Annotated in this window: 22 protein-coding genes; 3 read left to right on the forward strand and 19 right to left on the reverse strand. The window is 63.3% G+C overall.

Annotation, left to right across the window (positions count from 1 at the left end; all coding sequences use genetic code 11):
• The first annotated feature begins 261 nt into the window (after positions 1 to 261).
• Positions 262 to 663: an ectoine synthase gene (locus tag VFJ08_RS06595; protein WP_324996402.1), complete on the forward strand. Its 402-nt coding sequence runs from the start codon at positions 262 to 264 to the stop codon at positions 661 to 663.
• Between the two features lie 38 nt (positions 664 to 701).
• Here VFJ08_RS06595 and mdoH read toward each other — a convergent pair whose 3' ends face one another.
• The 14 genes from mdoH to VFJ08_RS06665 all read right to left on the reverse strand — a co-directional run bounded on the left by mdoH (position 702) and on the right by VFJ08_RS06665 (position 11,798).
• Positions 702 to 2,438 (reverse strand): glucans biosynthesis glucosyltransferase MdoH, encoded by a 1,737-nt coding sequence (gene mdoH / locus VFJ08_RS06600; RefSeq protein ID WP_324996403.1) that lies wholly within the window; start codon positions 2,436 to 2,438, stop codon positions 702 to 704.
• A gap of 103 nt (positions 2,439 to 2,541) precedes the next feature.
• Positions 2,542 to 3,594 (reverse strand): EscU/YscU/HrcU family type III secretion system export apparatus switch protein, encoded by a 1,053-nt coding sequence (locus VFJ08_RS06605; protein WP_324996404.1) that lies wholly within the window; start codon positions 3,592 to 3,594, stop codon positions 2,542 to 2,544.
• A gap of 4 nt (positions 3,595 to 3,598) precedes the next feature.
• Positions 3,599 to 4,405 (reverse strand): type III secretion system export apparatus subunit SctT, encoded by an 807-nt coding sequence (sctT, locus tag VFJ08_RS06610; RefSeq protein WP_324996405.1) that lies wholly within the window; start codon positions 4,403 to 4,405, stop codon positions 3,599 to 3,601.
• Between the two features lie 22 nt (positions 4,406 to 4,427).
• Entirely contained in the window at positions 4,428 to 4,697 is a 270-nt protein-coding gene (locus VFJ08_RS06615; RefSeq protein WP_324996406.1) for an EscS/YscS/HrcS family type III secretion system export apparatus protein, read from the reverse strand.
• Entirely contained in the window at positions 4,697 to 5,353 is a 657-nt protein-coding gene (sctR, locus tag VFJ08_RS06620) for a type III secretion system export apparatus subunit SctR (protein WP_324996407.1), read from the reverse strand. The genes VFJ08_RS06615 and sctR overlap by 1 nt, the downstream gene beginning before the upstream one ends.
• On the reverse strand, positions 5,346 to 6,533 hold the full coding sequence (gene sctQ, locus VFJ08_RS06625) for a type III secretion system cytoplasmic ring protein SctQ (RefSeq protein WP_324996408.1): 1,188 nt from the start codon (positions 6,531 to 6,533) through the stop codon (positions 5,346 to 5,348). Before sctQ ends, sctR begins: the two co-directional genes overlap by 8 nt.
• A complete protein-coding gene (locus VFJ08_RS06630; RefSeq protein ID WP_324996409.1) occupies positions 6,415 to 6,870 on the reverse strand; it encodes a hypothetical protein in 456 nt (151 codons plus the stop codon). Before VFJ08_RS06630 ends, sctQ begins: the two co-directional genes overlap by 119 nt.
• On the reverse strand, positions 6,867 to 8,234 hold the full coding sequence (locus tag VFJ08_RS06635) for a FliI/YscN family ATPase (protein ID WP_324996410.1): 1,368 nt from the start codon (positions 8,232 to 8,234) through the stop codon (positions 6,867 to 6,869). The genes VFJ08_RS06630 and VFJ08_RS06635 overlap by 4 nt, the downstream gene beginning before the upstream one ends.
• Positions 8,231 to 8,839, reverse strand: coding sequence for a type III secretion system stator protein SctL (gene sctL, locus VFJ08_RS06640; protein WP_324996411.1), 609 nt, complete (start codon positions 8,837 to 8,839; stop codon positions 8,231 to 8,233). Before sctL ends, VFJ08_RS06635 begins: the two co-directional genes overlap by 4 nt.
• On the reverse strand, positions 8,836 to 9,504 hold the full coding sequence (locus tag VFJ08_RS06645; RefSeq protein ID WP_324996412.1) for a hypothetical protein: 669 nt from the start codon (positions 9,502 to 9,504) through the stop codon (positions 8,836 to 8,838). Before VFJ08_RS06645 ends, sctL begins: the two co-directional genes overlap by 4 nt.
• On the reverse strand, positions 9,501 to 10,328 hold the full coding sequence (sctJ, locus tag VFJ08_RS06650) for a type III secretion system inner membrane ring lipoprotein SctJ (RefSeq protein WP_324996413.1): 828 nt from the start codon (positions 10,326 to 10,328) through the stop codon (positions 9,501 to 9,503). The genes VFJ08_RS06645 and sctJ overlap by 4 nt, the downstream gene beginning before the upstream one ends.
• Positions 10,325 to 10,792, reverse strand: coding sequence for a hypothetical protein (locus VFJ08_RS06655; protein WP_324996414.1), 468 nt, complete (start codon positions 10,790 to 10,792; stop codon positions 10,325 to 10,327). Before VFJ08_RS06655 ends, sctJ begins: the two co-directional genes overlap by 4 nt.
• A gap of 83 nt (positions 10,793 to 10,875) precedes the next feature.
• The gene (locus VFJ08_RS06660) at positions 10,876 to 11,100 is read right to left on the reverse strand and encodes a hypothetical protein (protein WP_324996415.1); all 225 of its coding nucleotides are present in this window, start codon (positions 11,098 to 11,100) and stop codon (positions 10,876 to 10,878) included.
• A gap of 50 nt (positions 11,101 to 11,150) precedes the next feature.
• Positions 11,151 to 11,798 carry a hypothetical protein gene (locus tag VFJ08_RS06665; RefSeq protein WP_324996416.1) on the reverse strand — a complete coding sequence of 216 codons (648 nt, stop codon included), beginning with the start codon at positions 11,796 to 11,798 and terminating at the stop codon, positions 11,151 to 11,153.
• Between the two features lie 268 nt (positions 11,799 to 12,066).
• On the opposite strand from VFJ08_RS06665, the gene VFJ08_RS06670 reads away from it, so the two are divergent.
• A complete protein-coding gene (locus VFJ08_RS06670; RefSeq protein ID WP_324996417.1) occupies positions 12,067 to 12,783 on the forward strand; it encodes a tetratricopeptide repeat protein in 717 nt (238 codons plus the stop codon).
• Positions 12,784 to 12,817: 34 nt separating this feature from the next.
• Here the strand turns inward: VFJ08_RS06670 and VFJ08_RS06675 are convergent, their stop codons facing one another.
• From VFJ08_RS06675 to VFJ08_RS06695, 5 genes are all read right to left on the reverse strand, one after another.
• Positions 12,818 to 13,231 carry a CpaD family pilus assembly lipoprotein gene (locus tag VFJ08_RS06675; protein WP_324996418.1) on the reverse strand — a complete coding sequence of 138 codons (414 nt, stop codon included), beginning with the start codon at positions 13,229 to 13,231 and terminating at the stop codon, positions 12,818 to 12,820.
• A gap of 181 nt (positions 13,232 to 13,412) precedes the next feature.
• Positions 13,413 to 14,768, reverse strand: a complete 1,356-nt coding sequence (locus VFJ08_RS06680; protein WP_324996419.1) for a type II and III secretion system protein family protein — start codon at positions 14,766 to 14,768, stop codon at positions 13,413 to 13,415.
• A 24-nt stretch (positions 14,769 to 14,792) separates the two neighbouring features.
• A complete protein-coding gene (sctV, locus tag VFJ08_RS06685; protein ID WP_324996420.1) occupies positions 14,793 to 16,946 on the reverse strand; it encodes a type III secretion system export apparatus subunit SctV in 2,154 nt (717 codons plus the stop codon).
• Between the two features lie 167 nt (positions 16,947 to 17,113).
• The gene (locus VFJ08_RS06690; RefSeq protein ID WP_324996421.1) at positions 17,114 to 18,040 is read right to left on the reverse strand and encodes a SctD/MshK family protein; all 927 of its coding nucleotides are present in this window, start codon (positions 18,038 to 18,040) and stop codon (positions 17,114 to 17,116) included.
• 100 nt (positions 18,041 to 18,140) lie between these two features.
• Positions 18,141 to 18,335 (reverse strand): hypothetical protein, encoded by a 195-nt coding sequence (locus VFJ08_RS06695; RefSeq protein ID WP_324996422.1) that lies wholly within the window; start codon positions 18,333 to 18,335, stop codon positions 18,141 to 18,143.
• Between the two features lie 847 nt (positions 18,336 to 19,182).
• Here VFJ08_RS06695 and VFJ08_RS06700 point away from each other — a divergent pair.
• Positions 19,183 to 19,977 (forward strand): undecaprenyl-diphosphate phosphatase, encoded by a 795-nt coding sequence (locus tag VFJ08_RS06700; RefSeq protein ID WP_324996423.1) that lies wholly within the window; start codon positions 19,183 to 19,185, stop codon positions 19,975 to 19,977.
• The last annotated feature ends 6 nt before the right edge of the window (positions 19,978 to 19,983 follow it).

A 19,983-nucleotide genomic window follows, 5' to 3' on the forward strand; every position in this document is an offset into this window, starting at 1 on the left:
AATATCCCAATTTTCCGGAACTGCCCTGCGTTCGGCTGCACGACCAGGCCGAGGCGCGGGCGCGCGATCCGGAGCTCGAAATCGATTCGGCATCCGGACGCGGCAGCTTGTTTCGCGCGCAACTGCCGCTTTGCTTTGGGCCGTCGGCCGCCGAAGGCTAGCTCCGGCGTTTATGCTACGCACAAACCCGGATTTCGTCCGCTTTCAGCCTCAGCCATCCTCGCCGCTTCTTGATTGTTTAAAATCGCCGAGGAGGCTTTTATGATCATCCGCACCCATAAGGACGCCGAAAACACCGAAGTCGACGAAGAAAAATTCATCAGCCGCCGCTACACGCTGCGCGCCGATGGCATGGGCCATTCGTTTCACGAAACAGTGATCAAACCCGGATGCGCCCTACATATGTGGTACAAAAATCACAAGGAAACCGTGATTTGCATCGAGGGTGAGGGCCAGATCGAGGACTTGACCGAAGGCGGCAAATGGGATTTGAAGCCGGGCACGCTATATGCGCTGGACAAGCACCAGCAGCACATCCTGTCCAGTGAAAAAGGCATGACCGTGCTATGCGCCTTCTCGCCGTCGCTGGTCGGCCCCGAAGACCACGACGAACAGGGCAGCTACCCGCTGTACGACGACGACGGCAGCATAATTCAGCGTTAGTACGGCTCCGGCGGGACGCCGCTCGGCCGACGGGACAGTCAGCTATTTTCTCGCCGAGTGAATAAAACTGCCGGCATACGCAACTCCTCGGGAACGCTGAACAGCCCGAGGCGCGCCAAGCCGCGGCCCAGCGCCGGGTCGGCGCTGAGCACGGTATAGGGAGCGGCCAACGCCAGACCGGCGATCACCGGCGCGGCCCAGACCACGGCCGTCGGCCCGCCGACCCACCACAGGCCGGCCGCGATTACGATCCCGGTCAGCGTATGCGGCGCCAAGGCCACGGCGGCATCGCGCCACGCGATGCCCAGCCGGTCTCGGTTCTGGCCGTGCCATCCCATGTGTTTTCCAAACGGCAGGCCGATCAAAAACAACGTGATCGACAACGCCACGATAGGCGCCACCAGCATCGACGACACCAGTTCCACCAGCACCGAAACAGCGAACACGCCGGTGCCACCGTAGCGCGCCGTGCCCTGCTCGGACAGCCATACATCGAGCGCTCCGGCGAGCCGGGGCGCCGCGGCCAACAGGAACACACCGCCAAACAGCGCCATGCCCAGCGTCCAATCCTGAATACGAAAGCCACCCGCCAACGCGCCGGCGCAGGTGGCGCCGATCATGCCGATCCAGGCCGCCGGCGCGATATACATGCCGATCGCGAGCAGCAATTGCACCCGGCTGACCGGCTTTAACCCCGGCGTGGCGAGCAGGCGCAGATACTGCATATTGCCCTGGCACCAGCGCAGCTCGCGGCGGATAAAATCCAGCAGCGTGGGCGGATTGATCTCGTAACTTTCGGTCTCGACCGGCACAACGCGCACTTCAAAGCCGGCGCGCCGCATGAACGCGGCCTCGATCTGATCGTGGCTGAGCACGGCGCCGCCGAGCGGCGGACCGCCGGACAACTCCGGCAAACGACAATAAGCGCGAAACGGGGCTATGCGGACCACGGCGTTGTGGCCCCAGTACGCGCCGCAGTCGGCTGTCCACCATGCAGACCCGGCGGTGAAGCTACGCATGGCGTGGCGCATACCGAACTGAAATATGCGCGCGAAGCCGCTGGCGCTCGGCATACCGACCGCCAGGCTCTGCAGAATACCGATTTCGGGCCGCTGTTCCATGACCGCCACCAGGCGCACGATCGTCTCGCCCGACATCAGGCTGTCGGAATCCAGCGGCAGAAAATAACGGAAATCGGCGCCGTAGGCATCCAGAAACTCGCCGATATTACCGGCCTTGTAGCCGCGGTTACCGGTACGCCGCCGATAAATCGGCTCCGGCTCGCCGGGCGCTTTGCGCGCGCAAAAATCCGCGAATGCGCGGGCTTCGGCCTCGATGATCTTCGGGTCGTCGCTGTCGCTGGCCACCGCGAACGTAAAGCGCGCCAGCCGGCCGGTGGCCGCCAGCGAGGCCCGCATGCTCGCCAGCCGCGCGAAGGCCGGTGCCGGCGCCTCGTTGCGCAGAGTCATCAACAACACCGTATCGCAATGTAGCCGCGGCACGGGCCCGTGGTCGCGAATTGGCGCCACCCCGGGCATGGCGGCCAATACCGCCGGCCGCCGATGACGCAGCCAGACCCCGATCAACGCGTTCCAGAAACCGATCACGGTATAGGGCATGGTGAGCCCGAAGCCGAGCCCCACGGCCCATTCCCAAGGCGTTACCCCGCCGGCCGCGAACAGCACCGCCAGCGCGGCCGCGGCGAACACGAGCGTAATCAGAACCAGCGCCAAGAAAACGACGCGCCGGCGTCGTGTTTCAGCAGTCGTGGACATGCCGGGCATCGACCGTGGGAAACAGCGAAATGGCCAAACCGATGATTGGCCAGCCCGCAATGCTTTTCAAGCGGCAGCCGAGACGGCCGTGGCCTGCGATCGTTTACAGCAGCCCGGCGGCCATCAATATATTGGCGATATCCTGAAAGGTTTCCTGCGGCGCCGGGTCGCCCGGCGCGGCCCCATCGGCGATTTGCGCGGCAAGACGGCCGTCATAGGCCATCGGCAGGCGATAGCGGCTCGCTTCGACGATCATGCCGTTGGCCCGCTCGGGCGCGCTCTTGCAGGTCACGAACGGCACCCCGGCCTCGTCGGCGACATAGCGAATGCCCACCACCCACTCGTCGCGATCCCCGATCACAATCGAGGCGTTGCGCAGGCCGGTCTTGCCCGAGGTCAGCGTTTCTTTGCGTTTCTGGCGGCGCGCGCGGTTGAACGTCGGGTCGCCCATTTCGTCCTTGGTTTCGCGCTTCTGCTCGGTCTTGGACATGCGTTGATCGCGCCGGAACAGCCACCTTTGCATAAAGATATCGAGCACCCCGACGATGATGAATGCGAACAACGCGGTGAGTACCAGCGGCTTCATCAAGTCGAAAAAAGTAGCCCGTATACAACTGGCGCCGCACAGCGAAGACTGCATGAGTTCCGGCAAGTGGATGCGATACACGATGACCAGCCCCGCCAGCAACGCCGTCATCTTGACCAGCGATTTGACGAACTCGATCACCTGACGCAGCGAGAACAGGCGCTTGAACCCTTCAACGGGGTTGATCTTTTCGGGTTTCGGTACGATCGGCTCGCCGGAAAAAACCATGCCGCGCATGACCCCGATGTTGACCACCACCACCGCGAGCGCAATGATCAGGACCAACGGCCAAACCGCATGAATGCCGATATTCACGCCCGCGGCCACGATCTGCGGCCACAGCGTGGCGAACGGCTGATCGTATAATCGTGAAACCTGATCCAGCAGGTGTTCGATGCGCGCGACGGTGTCCGGCACCACGATAAAAATATATAGCGTGCAGGTGACCATGACGGCCGCCGTGGTGGCGTCGCGGCTCTTGGCGACCTGTCCTTTCTCGCGCGCTTTCTTAAGTTTGCGCTCCGACGGCGGCAGGGTTTTTTCTTCGCTGTCGTTTTTTTGACCGCTCATCCGATCAGCTACCGGAGAATTGCTTCAGTTCGGCGAACGCCGCGCCGAGCGAACCGAGATCCTCGATCATCCGCGGCATGAGAAACATGATATAGATCACCATGAGCACCGCGAACACCAGATTTTTGAGCGCCAGCGACAACGAGAATACATGCAGATTGGGCGCGATGCGCGCCAGATACGCCAGCGCCAGGTCCCCCGCGAGCACGGCGATCACCAGCGGCGCCATCATGCGCACACCGATGAACATGATCCGGTCGAGCATATGCAGCACCGCCATCGCCGCGTCTTGATCCAGCGAGGGGCCGAATTGAAAAATCGGCCATAGATGATAGCTGCGATACAGCACATCGAGCAGACCGTCGAAACCGCCCGAGGCAAAAAACAGCGCGACCATCAAAATACTCAGCAGCGTCGCCGTGAGCCCGGCCCGGGTCACCGCGTTCGGGTCAAGCAGCTGCGCCATGGTCGATCCACGCTGCAGATCGATAAGCGATCCGGCGACCTCGGCCCCCCAAAACGGCAAGCCGAAAAGCAGGCCGATAACCAGCCCGATGAGCATTTCCTTGATCACGATCCCGGCGAGAAACAGCACCGTGAACTGCGTCTGACCGTAGCTCGCCAGCACCAACGGCAACACCGGCAGCGACAGCACGATGGCGACCGAGGTGCGGATCGTGCCGTTCAGCCCGAGCCGGTTGAAAGCCGGAAAAATGAAGACCATGCCCAGGCTACGCGCGGCGGCCAGTCCGAGCGCGATGAAGACCGGGTACACCACATGGGATAAGAGATGAAAGAACGATTCCGACATCTGAACCGCGGCGCCGCGCTCTCTAGCGCACCCACTCGGGGAAATGCTCGAACACTTGACTGGCGAGCTGCACGATCGGCTGGGCGAGCAGCGGCCCGGCCAGAATCATGACCAGCATGATGCCGATCAACTTGAACGCCTGGGGCAGCGCCTGATCCTGAATTTGTGTGAGCGCTTGCAACAAACCGATCCCAAGCCCGACCACGATCGCCACGAGCAGCGGGGCCGAGGACACGATAAGCACCACCGTCAGCGCGCTTTGCAGATAGGACAGAAACAGATCGCTCGACATCAGGTTACATAACTTAAAATAAGGCCGTGCATGAGATGCGACCAGCCGCTTACCGCCACAAAAAGAAAAATTTTGAGCGGTGTCGAAATCAGCGTGGGCGAGACCATGATCATGCCCATCGCCATCAGCACGTTGGACACGATGAGATCGATAACGAGAAACGGGATATACAGCAGGAAACCGATTTCAAAGGCGCGCGTCAGCTCGGAACTGACGAACGCCGGCACCAGCACGAGCAAATCGTCCCTCTGCAGATTCTGGCGCGCCTGTTGGGACCACAGGCCGCGGGTCGCATCGAGAAAGAACGTCTGTTCCTTCGGGTTGGCATAGCGCGCCAGATAACCTTTAAGCGGCTTGGTGAGGGCCTTACTTGCCCGTTTGTAGTCGGCAACCGTCTGCAGCGGATTGTGCTGTGCCTGGAAGTTTTGATACATATTGCCGATCAACGGCGAGGTGATATAGACGGTGAGAATAAGCGCGATGCCGTAGAGCACGATGTTCGGCGGCGTCTGTTGGATGCCGAGCGCGTTGCGGATTAAAAACAACACCACCGAAATCTTGAGAAACCCGGTCATGGTCACGACCGCCAGCGGCACCAGACTGACGGACGCTCCCAGGACGATAATCGCGACCAGATTGGGGTCGAAATTATTCATCGAGGTTTAAAACGTCGATACGCACGCCGATCGATTCGCCGATTCGCACCAGACTGCCTCGGCCCATGCGCCTGCCATTGAGCAAAATATCCACGGCGGATTCCGGCGGCTTGTCGAGCGCCAGTACGCTGCCCTCGCCCAGCTCGCGCACATCGCGCAGTGGCATGTCGAGCCGGCCCAGTTGGCACGTCAAGCGGATCGCGATGTCGTCCAGCCGTTGATCGGCGCCGGATTCCGGATCGTGCGCCTCGTCGCTCTCCTCGGGTTCGCTAGGCTCGGCCATAAAAATATCTCCGTCTCGGATCATGGGTTGCAGGGCCGTCAGCAGCTGCGGCCGATCACCGGCGGCCCGCGCCGTTAAATGATCGCCGATTACGATCTGCGCGGTATTTCCACCGACCAGCATCACCGCGTCGCCACGCCGTAGCGAACGCAGTTCGGCCAGCGTCAAATCCTGATGGCCGCCGATCCAGCGCGCCGCCAGCGGCACGGCGTTCGCGCTCGCGGTGCGCGCCGGCCAGAAACGCGCAAGCAGAGCGGCGAAGGCTTCGGCATGTGCGGCACCCACGGCGCACGGTATAAAAAAAGAATCGTCATCGAGCTCCAACTCGAAAAAGGCGACCGGCGTACACGTTCTTTCGGTAGTCGCCGAGCGCAGCGTGACCGGTTCGCCCAGAGCCGCTTCCAGGCGCTCGATGAGCGCTAAAAAAGCGTATTCCAGCCATAAAAAAATGCGTTCGACGGTGTCCTCGGCAATGACAACCTCCGGCATCAACTGCCGGGCCGCCCTGGCCAACACCGCCGCATCACAGCACAGATCGAGGCCAATGCCGCCCAGATCGAGACGCGCGACCGGCGAGCACGGCGCGCGATCGGATGCTTTGGGCCCACGACAATATAGGCGGGCCGATCGATCTCCCGGCAATTCGAATGCCCAAGGCCGGCGCGACCGGCAAAGCGCGTTGCGCAAGCGCGCGTCTTTGGCGGTCAGCGCTTCTTGCCAAAGCCGGGGATCGGCTTCGGGCTGCAACCGCGCGTTGGAATTTAGGTAGCACGCCGCGTCAGTCATCGGCCGAGCCGTCTCCACGCGCCTCGGCTCGGCGCCGGCCGCGCTCGGCGGAGCGCGCAACGATTTTGTCCAGCGCGCGGGTTTGCCATTGCCGTGCGCGGTAGGCGGCATCGAGTTCGGCCAGCCGGGCATCGGCTTGAGCGAGCGCGTTTTGATCGCTCGCGCGGGCGCGCGTCAGGCGGTCGATTTCGCCGTCGCGCTCGGATTCGGCGCGCTGCGCGGCCAACCGCTCCGCGTGGCTCAGAGGCCGTTGTTCGGCATCGGCCAAAAACCCCCGCGCCGCATCTCGCCTTGCCCGCCGCTCGGCGTCGCATCCGGCCTCCAGGCTTTCGATCCGCGACCGAATCGCGTTGCGGTGCGCGCGCTGCTCGGCCCGGGCGCGGCGCGCGCGCTCTTCGCGCCGCGCGCGCAACGCGCGCAGTTGCCGCCATTGTTCGGTATCGTTCATGCGACGATCTCCTGCATCGCCGCGATCGCGCCGGTCAGATCCGCGGCTTCGTCGGGCGCTTGCCGCAGGAACGCTTCAACGGCTTCGTGCTTGTCGATCGCTTCGTCGGTTTCGGCGTCTTCGCCGCGCGTATATTCACCGACCCGCAGCAAAAACTCGACCTCCCGATACCGGGCGATCAGGTTTCGGACGTGCGCGGCCAACTCCCGGTGGCGCCGCGACACGACATGATTCATGAGCCGCGAGCGGCTGGCCAGCACGTCGATTGCGGGAAAATGATCGCGCTGCGCGAGCTCGCGGGCCAGCACGATATGGCCGTCGAGGATCGCTCGGGTCTCCTCGGCCACCGGGTCCAGCTCGGCATCGCCCTCGGTAAGCACCGTGTACAGGCCGGTCATACTGCCGCGTTCACCCATGCCCGCACGCTCGAGCAGACGCGGCAGTGCGGCGAACAACGACGGCGGATAGCCTCGGCGCGTCGGCGGTTCGCCGGCCGCCAGGCCGATCTCGCGCTGGGCGCGCGCGAACCGCGTCACGCTGTCCATGAGCAGCAGCACATCGGCGCCCTGATCGCGAAAGTGCTCGGCGACCCGGGTGGCGACCGTGGCCGCGCGGGCGCGCTCGATCGCCGGGCGGTCGGAGGTGGCGACCACGGCCACGGTCCGGGCGCGTTGCGCGGCGCCTAGCTGCACATCGAGCAACTCGCGCACTTCGCGGCCGCGTTCGCCCACCAGCGCCAGCACGATCACATCGGCCTCGGTGTTGCGCACGATTGCGGCCAGCAACGAGGATTTGCCAACCCCCGGCTCGCCGAAGATGCCGACGCGCTGGCCGCGGGCGATGCTCACCAGCCCGTCGATCGCGCGTACGCCGACCGACAGCGGCCGATCGATCAGGGCACGCTCCAGCGGCGCCGGCGGCGGCGCATTGACCGAACAGTATTCCAGATCCCCGTCCGGCGCCTCGGCCGGGCGGTCCAGAAACGCGCCGAGCGGGCTGATGACGCGCCCCAGCAGGCTCCGCCCGACAGCGATTCTGGGCGGCGCACCGGTGGCGATGACCTCCGTACGTGTCGACAGGCCGGTTAAATCGCCGATCGGCGTAAGGACGGCCTGTTCATCCTCGAAACCCACGACTTCGGCCGGAACTCGTTGGTCGGTCAACGGATCGCGCAGGATGCACAGCTCGCCGATCGCGGCCGCACTCAGGCTGGCATAAACGAGTACGCCGCGAATGCGCCGGATACGCCCCCGTACCTCGCGGACGTTGGCCTGCTCCAGGCGCTGGCTGAGGCGCTCGGTCAGCGCGCCGACGGATGGCGCCGCGAAACGGGTCTTGGAGCCGAACGCCTCGGGTTCGCTCATGTCGATCGCGCCTCAGGGCCTGCGTCGCCCGCGACCAGCGCCTGGCGCAGCGAATCGAGCTGGGCGTCGAGGCCGATATCGACCACCGCCAAGGGGCTGACCAGCAGACACTGCGTCGCTTCCAGGGATTCGTCGGCCTCGACTTGGCGAACGCGGGCGCGCACGGCTTCGCTCAAGGTGGCGATCGCATTCTCGACCGCGGCCACGCAATACGGCGCGACCCGCACGACCACACTAATCTCGTTGCGCAGGTCGGCGAGTGCGTTGTGTACGCAGCGGGCGACCAGTTCCCGATCGTCGAATTCACCGAGCACGCGGTTGACGATATCCAGGCTCAACTCGGCCACGGTATCGGCCAGCGAATCAAAGTATTGCTGAATATCACCGGTAGCCGCGGTGAGGATCTTGCCGGCCTCGATGCGCCCCTCGCGCCGACCCTCCGCGTAGCCGGTACGGCGGGCCTGTTCGTAGGCGCCGCGGGCTTCGGCATCGGCTTCATCGGCCTGGCGCCGGGCCCGCTCAAGCAGCGCGAAACCGTCGGTCCACGCCTCGACCTGCGCGGCGCGCACGATTTTACCGGCCGGCCGGTCGGGCAGCTCGTTCATGCGCGCGTCGCCTCGTCTGCCGGAAGGCTTTCGATATCGAACAAGGCCCGCGCGGCTTTGCGCACGACGGCCGAGCCGTTCAAATCGTCGCCGGCGCCGCCGCCATCCGGCTCGAAACCGTCGAACAGGCCCAGGTCGAGCCAGGCGGTCAGCGCGGCCGCATGGGCCCGATACCACGCCGTGACACAGCGCCGGCCGTCGCGCCGCACCCGCTCGATCAACGCATCCGGGCTCGGATTGTCGTTCGTAGCGGGGGCCGCGAGTTGCCGATTCGAAAGCGCGGTTTGCATGGCATCGGCGCCGATCGCGGCCTTGAGCGCGGCGACCGCCTCGGCTTGAATCTGGGCGGTCAACGCGGCTGCGTTCACGATCGCGCCGGCGTGGCGGATCAAATCGTCACGCCAGCCCGGCGGCAAGCCCAGCACCGGCATATCCGCGATATTGACGGGCGCGAGCGCGCTCGGTGGCCGTAATTCATAGTATTCACAGACAATGGCCTCCACGCGCCAGACAAACCGCCGCTGCGCGGTCACCGCCGCCAGCGCCGGACTGTCGGCGGCGAGCCCCAGCGCCTCGGCGATGCGATCCCGGCGCAGGTAAGCCAACGGCGTTCGCAGCCATTGGCCCCAACTCGGCACCTGGGTTGCCGCGCACGACGCGCTCATGAATCGGACCGGGTTTTCGACGGCGTCAGGGAATATGGCTCGCGCTCCTGGCGCTCCTTCCATATCAGCCACGCGATCACGCCGCCCATGGCCAAAATCACCACAATCAGAATGCCGAACAACCAGCGCGCCGCGCCGAGGCTCGATTGCGCGATCGACAAGCCCAAAAACGAGGTATTGATAACCACCGGTTGCGAGCGATCTTGGTCATTGTCGGCCGTGGCCGATTTGATGGCCACCACCGAGACATGGTTGTAGTCGAGCCCGGCGACCCCGTTGGCCACCAGCTTCTTGATCCGCGGCGTGAGCTTGGCCACGTCGAACGGATCGCTGTAGCGGATAAACACCGAGGCGGACGAAGGCTTGGCGTTTTTATGCAGCAAATCGTTGTTCGGAAGCACGACCTGAACCCGCGCCGTCAACACACCGTCGATATCCGAAATCGTATGCGCCAACTCTTGGCCCAACGCATAGATCATGCGCGCGTGTTGCTGGGCCGGTGACGAGACCAGACCGGTGTCCTTGAACACCTGGCCCAGATTGGTGAACTGCTGATCCGGCAGACCCGCCCTGCGCAACACATCCACGGCATCCGCGAACTGGCTTTCGGCCACCGTCAAAGTCACGGTGCCGTCGTCCTGGTAATGGCGTTCGGCGGCGATGCCATGATGCGCGAGCGTGGCCGCCATTTCATTGGCCTGGCGCTCGCTCAAATTCTTGTATAAATCGGTCTGGCAGGCTGCGAGGCCCACCACCAGAATCAGGCACAGCAGCAATCGGCCGATTTCACGGATGCCGGCCGAGCCGGCCATTTCGTCCTTCACCGGCCGCGCAGCAGGGAACGCACCGCGCCGGCCGCCTGGGTTGCGCCGCGTGACACCAGACCGATCTCCAGAGCGTGCGTATAGCTTGACTTGAGCCCGTCCAGGGCTTTGAGCGCATTGTCCATATCGCCGGCTTTGCCCTGGTCGTAGCCACTGCCGCCGGCGTTCTGCGTTGGCCCCGAAGCCGACGGTTCGAACTGAACCTCGGACAGCTTCTGCGGCCCCGTGCCGTCGTCTTGCGGCAGCGATAACGGGATATCGGCCGACTCGAAATCATGAGTGCGCTGGACGAAGCCGCGCATATAGCCCATGAAATCGGAGCTTAACTGCGGTGCGCCGCCGTCCGCCGCATTTTGCGCCATGAACTGAAAGAGTTGCTCGGCGTGGGCCGGAGCGTCTTCGATTTGCGTCTGCGACGCCTGCGACGCCGGTAAGGCGCCGGGATCGATTCCGGGAACGGGCATGGGCCACCTCCTGTACAAATCGGACCGATCGCGACCGCCGCGCCCTGGGGCCCGGCGTACGCAATCGTATCCGGTCGGCGATATTAGCCTTTGGTGGAGTTCCTGATCATCGGCATAATCACCATCTGGCCGAACAGTACACCGGCCTTGACGGCGTACTTATTGAGCATCTGATCGGAAACGCCGCCGTCTGCCGAGGTCTTGCCCGCATTCGAGATCGCCTGGTTGAACCGTTCTGCGTCACCGCCGCCGGAAGTGTCGGTCGGGGGGGCGGATTGTTGATTATTGATTCCGCTCACATCCGTCATGATTTTTCTTCCTTTCTCTCTGTATTATTCATTATGCCGCAATAAGCGGCCTATTTCGAGTTTTTCTCCGGGGGCGTCGTGTGCCGAACCGGCGCGCCACCACCCCGAAAAACACGAACCTGAGCCGTGCCGGCCGGCGCGCGGCGCGAGTCATCGACGACACTCTGCACCGCGGAGAGCCAACTATCGGGGCCGGTCGCCCGCAAGGTGTCGCCAACCAGGCGCGCGGTCAGCGGCTGGCCGACCTTGAGCCGGTCGATGCGGCGCATCAACTGCTCCCGATCGACATCATCGAGACTGAACGCCTGGGTTTTAAGATTGGATCGTTTTGAGACATAGAGCGCACTGCCATCGTAAAACCAGGCCAGGCCGCTGGCTTGACAGAGCTGCTCCAGAAACTCCTTGGCCGTGCGCGCCTTGATACGGCCGTGGACCTGGCCGCTGACCATATTGGCCATCACGACCGGAATCGAAAGATTACGCCCGAACTGTCGAAGTGCGGATCGAACGCCTTGATCCACAATCACATACGGGTAGGGACGATCGGCCCAGGCCGGGCGGTCGGCGGCGAATGCGGGCAAGGTTGGCGTCAGCATCATGAGCATCGCCACCAGCCAGGACCAGCACCACGGCCCGGCCCGATGCGCAACCTCGAAACGGCCGATCCATGCCGATGGCGGGTTCGCCCGAAACCACATTCGGTTATGATTCGGCCTGGTCGAGCGCAATTTACGGCGCGACCATGCGATTTGCAATTTCGGACCGCCCTTCATGACCGATACGTTTTCCGCCCTCCGGGCGACCGATGCCGATACGCCTTCAAGCCGCGACATAGTATTCACTTTGCAGCGGTGGGCGTACCATCAACAACGGGCGCCGGCATATCTTGCGGGGCGCATCGGCCGATTTCTTTGTCCGGCTTTCTGCCTGGTGCCGATCTGCCTCGGAATCGCCGGGTGTCAGGCCTTGCGGCCGAACGCGGCGCCCGGCGAGGCGCCCGGGCTTAACCATATCGCCGGCCAAGTAGCGGATCAGGGCGATCTGGCGCTGGCGGCCTCGCTGTACGCGCGCGCCGCGAAACAGTCGCCGACAGCCGAGAATTTCGTCGCACTGGGCAACGCGCGTCTGGCAATTGACCGTCCGCATGATGCGGCCGAGGCTTTTCGGTCCGCGCTCAAGCGGGACCGCGACAACGCTCGCGCCCTGCTCGGCCTCGGCGAGGCCAGGCTGCGCCAGGGGCAATTCGAGTACGCCCTGCAAGTACTGAAACCGGCCGCGGCGCGCCTGAATAGCGTGCATGCCTGGAGCCAGCTCGCGATCGCGCGGATCGCCAGGGGTGACGCCGAGGGCGGCGCCGCCGCTTTCGGCATGGCCGCCGCCGAGACCGACAATCTCGATGCACAGGCGAATTACGCGCTGGCCGAAGCGTTGGCCGGCCATGATCAAACCGCGATCCAACTCATGCGCCGGATCTGTGACTCGCCGATAGCCGAAACACGGCACTTTCGCAACTTGTTGCTGATACTCGTGCTCACCGGCAACGACACCGAAGCGCGCGCGTTGTCGATCCCGGGGCTGGCCGCGACGCGCAAACAGGAATTGCTGGAGCGCGCCGAGCAGATACGCGATCTGCCCGATGTCGCCGCCCGCGCCCGGGCGATCGGCATCGCGAAAGCCGGCTGACGCTAAACGCAATCCGGTCATCGCCCGAGAGCCGTTATTCCGAGGACGGCAGCGCATAGCCGAGAATCTCCGTCCGGGAATCACGCCACAAGCGTTTATGGCGCCGCTTGGCGCGTTGCTGACTCTGAGCGATCGCCGCCCGGGCGGCGCGCGCGACCGGCGCGGCGCGCGCCGGCCCCGGCGTACGGCCGCGGATCAAATCGCTCGGCCGGGCCACCATGCGCGCCAGGTTCAAGTCATTGGCGCAGCCCGGCGGCAGCAGCGAACTGTCATCGGGCGCTTTTTGCATACAGCGCGAGGGCGCCACGGCCATCGCCGAAGACGCACCCGCCGTATCTTGGCCCTCGGTCCCGTTCGCGAGCGATACCACTTGATAGCCGCCCCGCCAGGAGTCTTCACCGTAATCCGGAGCCACACAGCCACACAGCACGGCCGCCACGACCGCCAATGTCGCCGCCGGTGCGAATCGCCTGCAAATCGAATGTCTTTCGACCACGCGGTATGCAACCGCGCGGTCGACCAAAGAGGAAAGCTCACGCCTCTCCCCTTTGCAAACCCCATTGCCAAGGCGCCCGCGGCGAGCCGCGGGGTATTGGTTAATAAAATGGCTTGACTGCTTCACCGCGCCCTCAATGCAGATAAAAACCGAAATCGCTGTCGGCGGCGACGCGCCGCGCCAGCGGTTGTGTTTCCGGCGTGGTCTTTTGCTTTTCGTCGAGCGGCGTGGCCGGCTCGCGGGCCGACGAAGGCTTGACCAAATACGGCGTGATCAGCAGCACCAGTTCGGTTTCCCGGTGCTGAAAGCTACGCGACCGAAACAACTGCCCGATGATCGGAATATCGCCGATCACCGGCAACTCATGTAGCGCGTTGGAGTCGCTGCGTTGAAACAACCCGGCGATGGCGAACGTCTGCCCGCTGGCGACCTGGACCACGGTGTTCGCGCTCCGCACCTGAATAGCGGGGATACTGTAGCCGGCGATCTCGACGTTGCTGCCCGCAACGAGGCTGCTCACTTCGGGTTTGACCTGCATGGAGATTCGCCCATCGGGCAGCAGGGTCGGCGTGCACAATAACGAAACACCGTAACGCTTGTACTGGATGCCGACGAGATCCTGGTTGACGGGCACCGGGATGGGGATTTCTCCGCCCGCCAGAAAACTCGCGGTCTGGCCGGTCACGGTGGTGATATTCGGTTCGGCCAGGATCTTGACCAGGCCATCGCTCTGCAGAGCGTTGATCAATGTCTGGACGCTGTCGCCGCCGTTGGTGTAGCCGACCGAGGCCACATTGCTCGCCCCGCCGGACAACGCGCCCCCGGTGAGCAAACCGAACGCGAACGAACCGCTATCGACCAACGCGTTCCAGTTGACGCCGTAGCGGCGCAACTTATTGCGCGAGACCTCGGCGAACCGCACCCGGATATTGATCTGGGTGGCGCCTTGATAGGTACGCCGATCGATAGCGGAGCCGCCCTTGGGGGTATTCTGCTCGATTACCGACTGGCCGAGCATGGCCTGACCGACGTTGTCGACGCGGCCGTCCACGATCAGTTGATTGCCGACGGCGCGTACCCGCACCGCCTGCCCGGCGCCGGCTGCCGCGAGTGTGTTGCGGGCTGTCTGCCGATCGATGCTGACCTGGAGCTGCATGGAAGCGCGCACGTGCTGATCGCCGTCCAGCGCGATCAGGTTGGTGCTGCCAGGCTGAGTGCCGAATACATAGACCCAGGTCGGCGAAACCACCTTAACGTCCGCGATCTGCGGGTCGCCCACGAATACCGAGGTCACCGGCTGCGCGAAATTGATCAACCGCCCCTGGCCGGCCTGGATCGACAACGAGGATTGCTGGCCGCCCACCATACGAGCGGCCTGTACCACGCAGCCACTGCCCACGATCGACCAGATCAACCCGACCCAGAGCGCGCCTCGGCCCATCGCCGCGATGCGCCGGGTCGCGCGACCGCGCAAAAACCGTCGATTCAAGAAAGAATCCAATACCGCCCCCGTTTACGAACCAAACTGCGCCACGCCGTGCGGCGCGGACTCTTCATAGGAAGGCGCGTTCGACGACGACGCCTCCTCTTCCCCGATCGTGCCACGGGACTGAAAACGGTACTCCTCGGCGATCTCGGACCACGCCAGGACGGCCAGATCGATACCGTTGCGGCGGCCCCAATCGTAGAGCGGCCGCCGCAGGTTCGGCGAACAGACCACCACCGGCCGCTCGCCGTCGTCCAGCGACTCGAACGCCTGCTCAAAGCTGATTTGAAGACGGTTGGACAGCTCGCCCGGAATGGCTTGCAGCTCGCCCTCGCGAATACGCGCCCCGATATAGGCCAGGCGCTGCTCCAGTTCCGGCGCGACCGCCCAGGCCCGCAGCAATCCGGCCTCGTCGGCGTAGCGATGACAGATCGAGCGCCGCAGGGCATGCCGCACCGCGGCGTTCAAAGCGGCAATATCCGGATCGCCGCCCTGCTCGGCGAACGCCTCCAGCACGCTGCGCATGGGCTGAACCGGCACGTCTTCTTCGACCAGGGAACGCAGCGTCGCCGCGATTTGCGGCGTGCTCAGCGCCTGCGCGACCTGACCGACCAGATCGGGATGGCTTTTTTGCATTTCCCCGAGCAGATTCTGGGTTTCCTGGATGCCGACAAACTCGGCAGCGTGCCGACGCAATACGTCACGCAGCGCCTGGAGCAGAACCTCCGGCAAATCGTCGTAAACTAGGTCCGCGGCCGCCAGCGTCTCAGTATGCTCCGCGTCGACCCATTGCCGGTTTCGACGCAATAATTGCTCGCCGCCGGCGTCCTGCCGAACCGGGATGTCCAGCTCATCGAGCGCTGTTTCGGCGGCCCGCACGAACACGCAGTCCGGCGGTACGCGCCGATGAACGACCGGCGCGTCGTCCAGGTCGATACGCAGACAATCGGCCGGGATTCCCGGCGCCACCCGCCAACCGATGCCGGGCGTGTCGATGCCCAGCCGCCGCTGCAGCAACGCGCCTTCCTCGCGCAGCCGGGGCAGCAGGGCCTCGGCGTCGAGCCGCGCCGCGATCGCATCACCGACGCGGACCATCACGCGATCGGCGGCGGCATCCGCGGCCCCCGCGGTCTCCGCCCCGGGCTCGGCATCGGCCGGCGAGCCGGCGGCCTCCGAAGCGTGGCGCGACTCGGCCCGCCGATTGCGACGGTGCACGTACCACGCCGCGCCGCCGAAAGCGGCCGCGAGCAGTAGGAAAACCGCGGTCGAGAACCCCGGGATCATCGCCATCGCGGCGAGAATGACCGCGGTCAAGCCGAGCGCGCGATCACTGCGGCCAAGTTGGTCGACAATTTCGGCGCCCAGGTCGCCGCCGTTGTTCGAGCTGACCCGGGTGACCACGGTGCCGGCACCGACTGAAATCAACAGGGCCGGAATCTGCGCGATCAGGCCGTCGCCGACGGTCAATAGAGAATAGGTCTGGATCGCCTCGGAAAACGGCATGTCGTGCTCGACCATGCCGACCGTCAAACCGCCGATCAAATTAATAAACAGGATCACCAGCACGGCGATCGCATCGCCCTTGACGAACTTCATGGCGCCGTCCATGGCACCGTAGAGCTGGCTTTCGCGCTCCAGCAGGGCACGCCGCCGCTTGCCTTCGGCGGCATCGATATCGCCGTTACGCAGATCGTTGTCGATACTCATCTGCTTGCCGGGCAAGGCGTCCAGCACGAAGCGCGCCGCCACTTCGGCCACGCGCTCGGCGCCCTTGGTGATGACCACGAACTGGGCGATCGCGATGATGAAAAACACCACCAGGCCGATCACCACCTGGCCGGCGATTACGAAATGACCGAAAGCGGAAATGATTTCGCCGGCATCGGCCTGCAACAGGATGAGGCGCGTGGTCGTGATCGCCAGCGCCAGCCTGAACAAGGTGGCCAGCAAAATCACCGGCGGCAGCGCGCTGAACTCCACCGGGTGGGTGATATAAAAAGTGACCAGCAGAATCAGCAGACTGACCGCGATGTTGATCGCGATCAACACATCCACCAGCGGCGTCGGCAGCGGAATGATGATCATCACGATCGCCAGCACAATGAAGCTGGCGATCACCACGTCGCTGCGCTGGGACGCTTGCAGGGCGAGCGCGTTAACACGCGCGAGCAGGCCTTTCATTGCAGCCTCCGTGCCCGGCGACATGCTACGGCGCAACACGGTTTATCCGGGGTGCCGCCCCGGCCTTGCCGCCCCCGCCGTCCGGCAAAAAACCGGGGCGAACAAGCACAAAGAAGCGCTCCGAGGCCGGGTTCGGCCGGCCGATGTTCCACGCTGCGGCGCATCACCTAGAACCTGTACGTGTATCGACGGTCTCCACGACGGATAGTCACGGCGTCGGATTGTATAGAAGCCACGACCCAGCCGTCGCCGATCGCGCTCCCCGGATAGCGCCGGCGTCCATTCTTATCGACCACGTAAGGATGCTCGCCCAGCCAAATCGCGCTGAAATGCACGTTGGGCGGCCGCACGGGGTTCGCCTTGACCGAACTGACCAGCATGACCCGATTGCCGTAGTGGCCGTCGAACCATTGATGAATTTGCGTCCACTTCGATTGGTCGGCCGTGGTTATGTGGCCGCTCGCGCGGACGTTGGCGCCGTCGACCGCCACCGTCACTCCGGACAAGTTAGCCTGATCGATTCGATCGCGCAGATTCCGCACTGCCTCATTGCGCGCCGCCAGTCGCTCTTTTTTCGCCGATTGCGCGGCTTTCGCGGCGTTGTCTTTACTATCCGCGGCATGGAAGATCGGGGCCGCGATATGCGCCAGGGCGCTCTGTGCGTCCAGCGTGCTACTGAGCGCGATGATGCCGAACACGGCAACCGCGCCGGTGATCGAGCCGGCTCGCTTGATCTTTGCGACCATAGCGGACGGCAACTCAAAACGGGCCTCCGATTCGAGCCTCAGCGCGGCCTGCCCGATCCGGATATCGACCGGCAGGGAGGTCCGCATACCGGTCTTCGATTCCAGCCGCGCTCCGTTGAGCTGTATTTCGCCGCCGCTGGCCTCGACCGCCACACGCTGGCCGTAGGTACGAATAGTCAGGTGATGCGCTACGACACCGGCATCCGAAAGCACGATATCGTCATCGTCCGCCGATCCAATTCTGCAGCCCGAATAAGCAAGCTCGGAAGCCGCTCCGGCGTGCGCACCCCCAGTCACACGCAACTGGGGCCGGCGATTCAAACCATTTAAAAATTTTTTATTAATCATAGCTTTAACGCGAGGAAAACATGGGCCGGGCGATGACTAACCACGCATCGCCCAGCCCAAAAAGCACGATTGCTCATGCTCCCGCTAGGCTACAAGCCCGCTAGTGAGGCGTTTTCTTATCGGCGTTCAACTCGGCCTGCCCCTGCACGACCACTTTACGGGTCGCGATAGCCATGGCCTGAGCGTTTTCGAACGCGCCTTTGAGTTCCGAAATACCACTCTTCTCATCGGATGTCAGAGTGCTATCGAGGCCTCCCGCGCCACCGACGCCACTCGCTCCTGAAGTATCAGCCATCATTTCTCTCCTATGGACAGCATTACAAGGCAATGCTGGTGAACCAACAGCGATTGAACATTTGTACGTTTTCGCCAGAAAATTGAACATAACATCGAGCATATGACTCTTAGTGATGAACAAACAACCTCGAAAAGCAATGTATTAATTTGGGCAATCGCACCACTTAACCTAGCGAAATTTTAAAACACCTGCAAGCCATAATAGTTAATTTAAGCCCGCATGCCGCGTCGCAAAATGATTTTCATCATAACCATCACAAAAAAATATATAATTAAGTATATGATTTTAATAATTTAATATAGTAATATTTATTACTTTAGAAAGAAGTATTTTCTTAAATCCTCATACTAATAGCTATGTCGCTTACCGACGACATGGCTATTTTGGCGTATTCCATGCCATTGCGGCCCGGTATTCGAAAAAGGCTGACTAAGCCCAAATTTACGCTGCCAATGCTCGGCCGACAAAATAGCCCGGCCCCCGAGGCGATCTTTGGTTCTTTCAATATCCCGGAATGCCTGAACGACACTTTACGCGCACGCCGAAACAACGCGATGTCACGCGCGGTTCAGAGAGGATGCACGGGTTGTCATACGCCGGTCGTCGCACAGTCATCGGGCCGTCGCACAACGCCGCGACCCTCGTCGAAACCAGCGAATGAAAGGACAAACCGCCATGTCGACGCGGCCAAGCCGCCGCCGCTGATCAAGGCTTATCTGCGACGCGGCGCGTGGGTCGGCGGGCCGCCTGTTTCAATCCCGATGCAAGGGTGGCGGGCATGCCGCGTCTCACGCCGACGGCCGACTCTCGGTTAAGCTAGTCGTTTTACACAAGGCGAGTCCGCGTGGCCGACCTACTCAATGTCATTCTGCTCGGCGTCATCGAGGGCATCACCGAGTTCCTGCCCATTTCCAGCACTGGTCATCTGTTGATCGCCGAACGCTGGCTCGGACAGCGCACGGACCTGTTCAACATCGTGATTCAGGCCGGCGCGATTCTCGCGGTCTGCCTGATCTATCGGCACCGCCTCATCGATCTGTTCACCAACCTGCACGACCGGGCGCAGCGCGTTTATCTGGCCAAGCTGAGCCTCGCCTTTCTGATCACCGCGGTGCTCGGCCTGATCGCGGTCAAGGCGGGTTTTCAGTTGCCGACCCAACTGCACGGCGTGGCCTGGGCCCTGATCATTGGCGGGTTCTGGATGATCGCGGCCGAACAGATCGCGGCTACCCGGCCGGAGTCGTCGAAGATTACGTGGACGGTGGCGATCCTGGTCGGCATCGCGCAAATGATCGCCGGGCTATTTCCGGGCACCTCGCGTTCGGCCTCGACCATTTTCGTTGCCCTGCTGGCCGGCACCAACAATCGCGGCGCAGCCACCGAGTTCGCTTTTCTGGTCGGCATTCCAACCATGTTCGCGGCCAGCGGCTACGAATTGTTCGACAAGATCCATCACGGCCAAGTGGGCCAGGTGGACTGGGTCACGGTGGCGGTCGGTTTCGTCGTGTCCACCATCGTGGCCTTCATCGCGGTGAAATGGCTGCTGAACTTCATCCAGAACCATCGCTTTACCGTCTTCGCGGTGTACCGCATCATCTTCGGCGCGCTTCTGCTCGCACTGCTGCCCGCCGCCGGCTGAGTCGCT

It is taken from the genome of Salinisphaera sp. (assembly GCF_035690525.1).
GTDB lineage: Bacteria > Pseudomonadota > Gammaproteobacteria > Nevskiales > Salinisphaeraceae > Salinisphaera.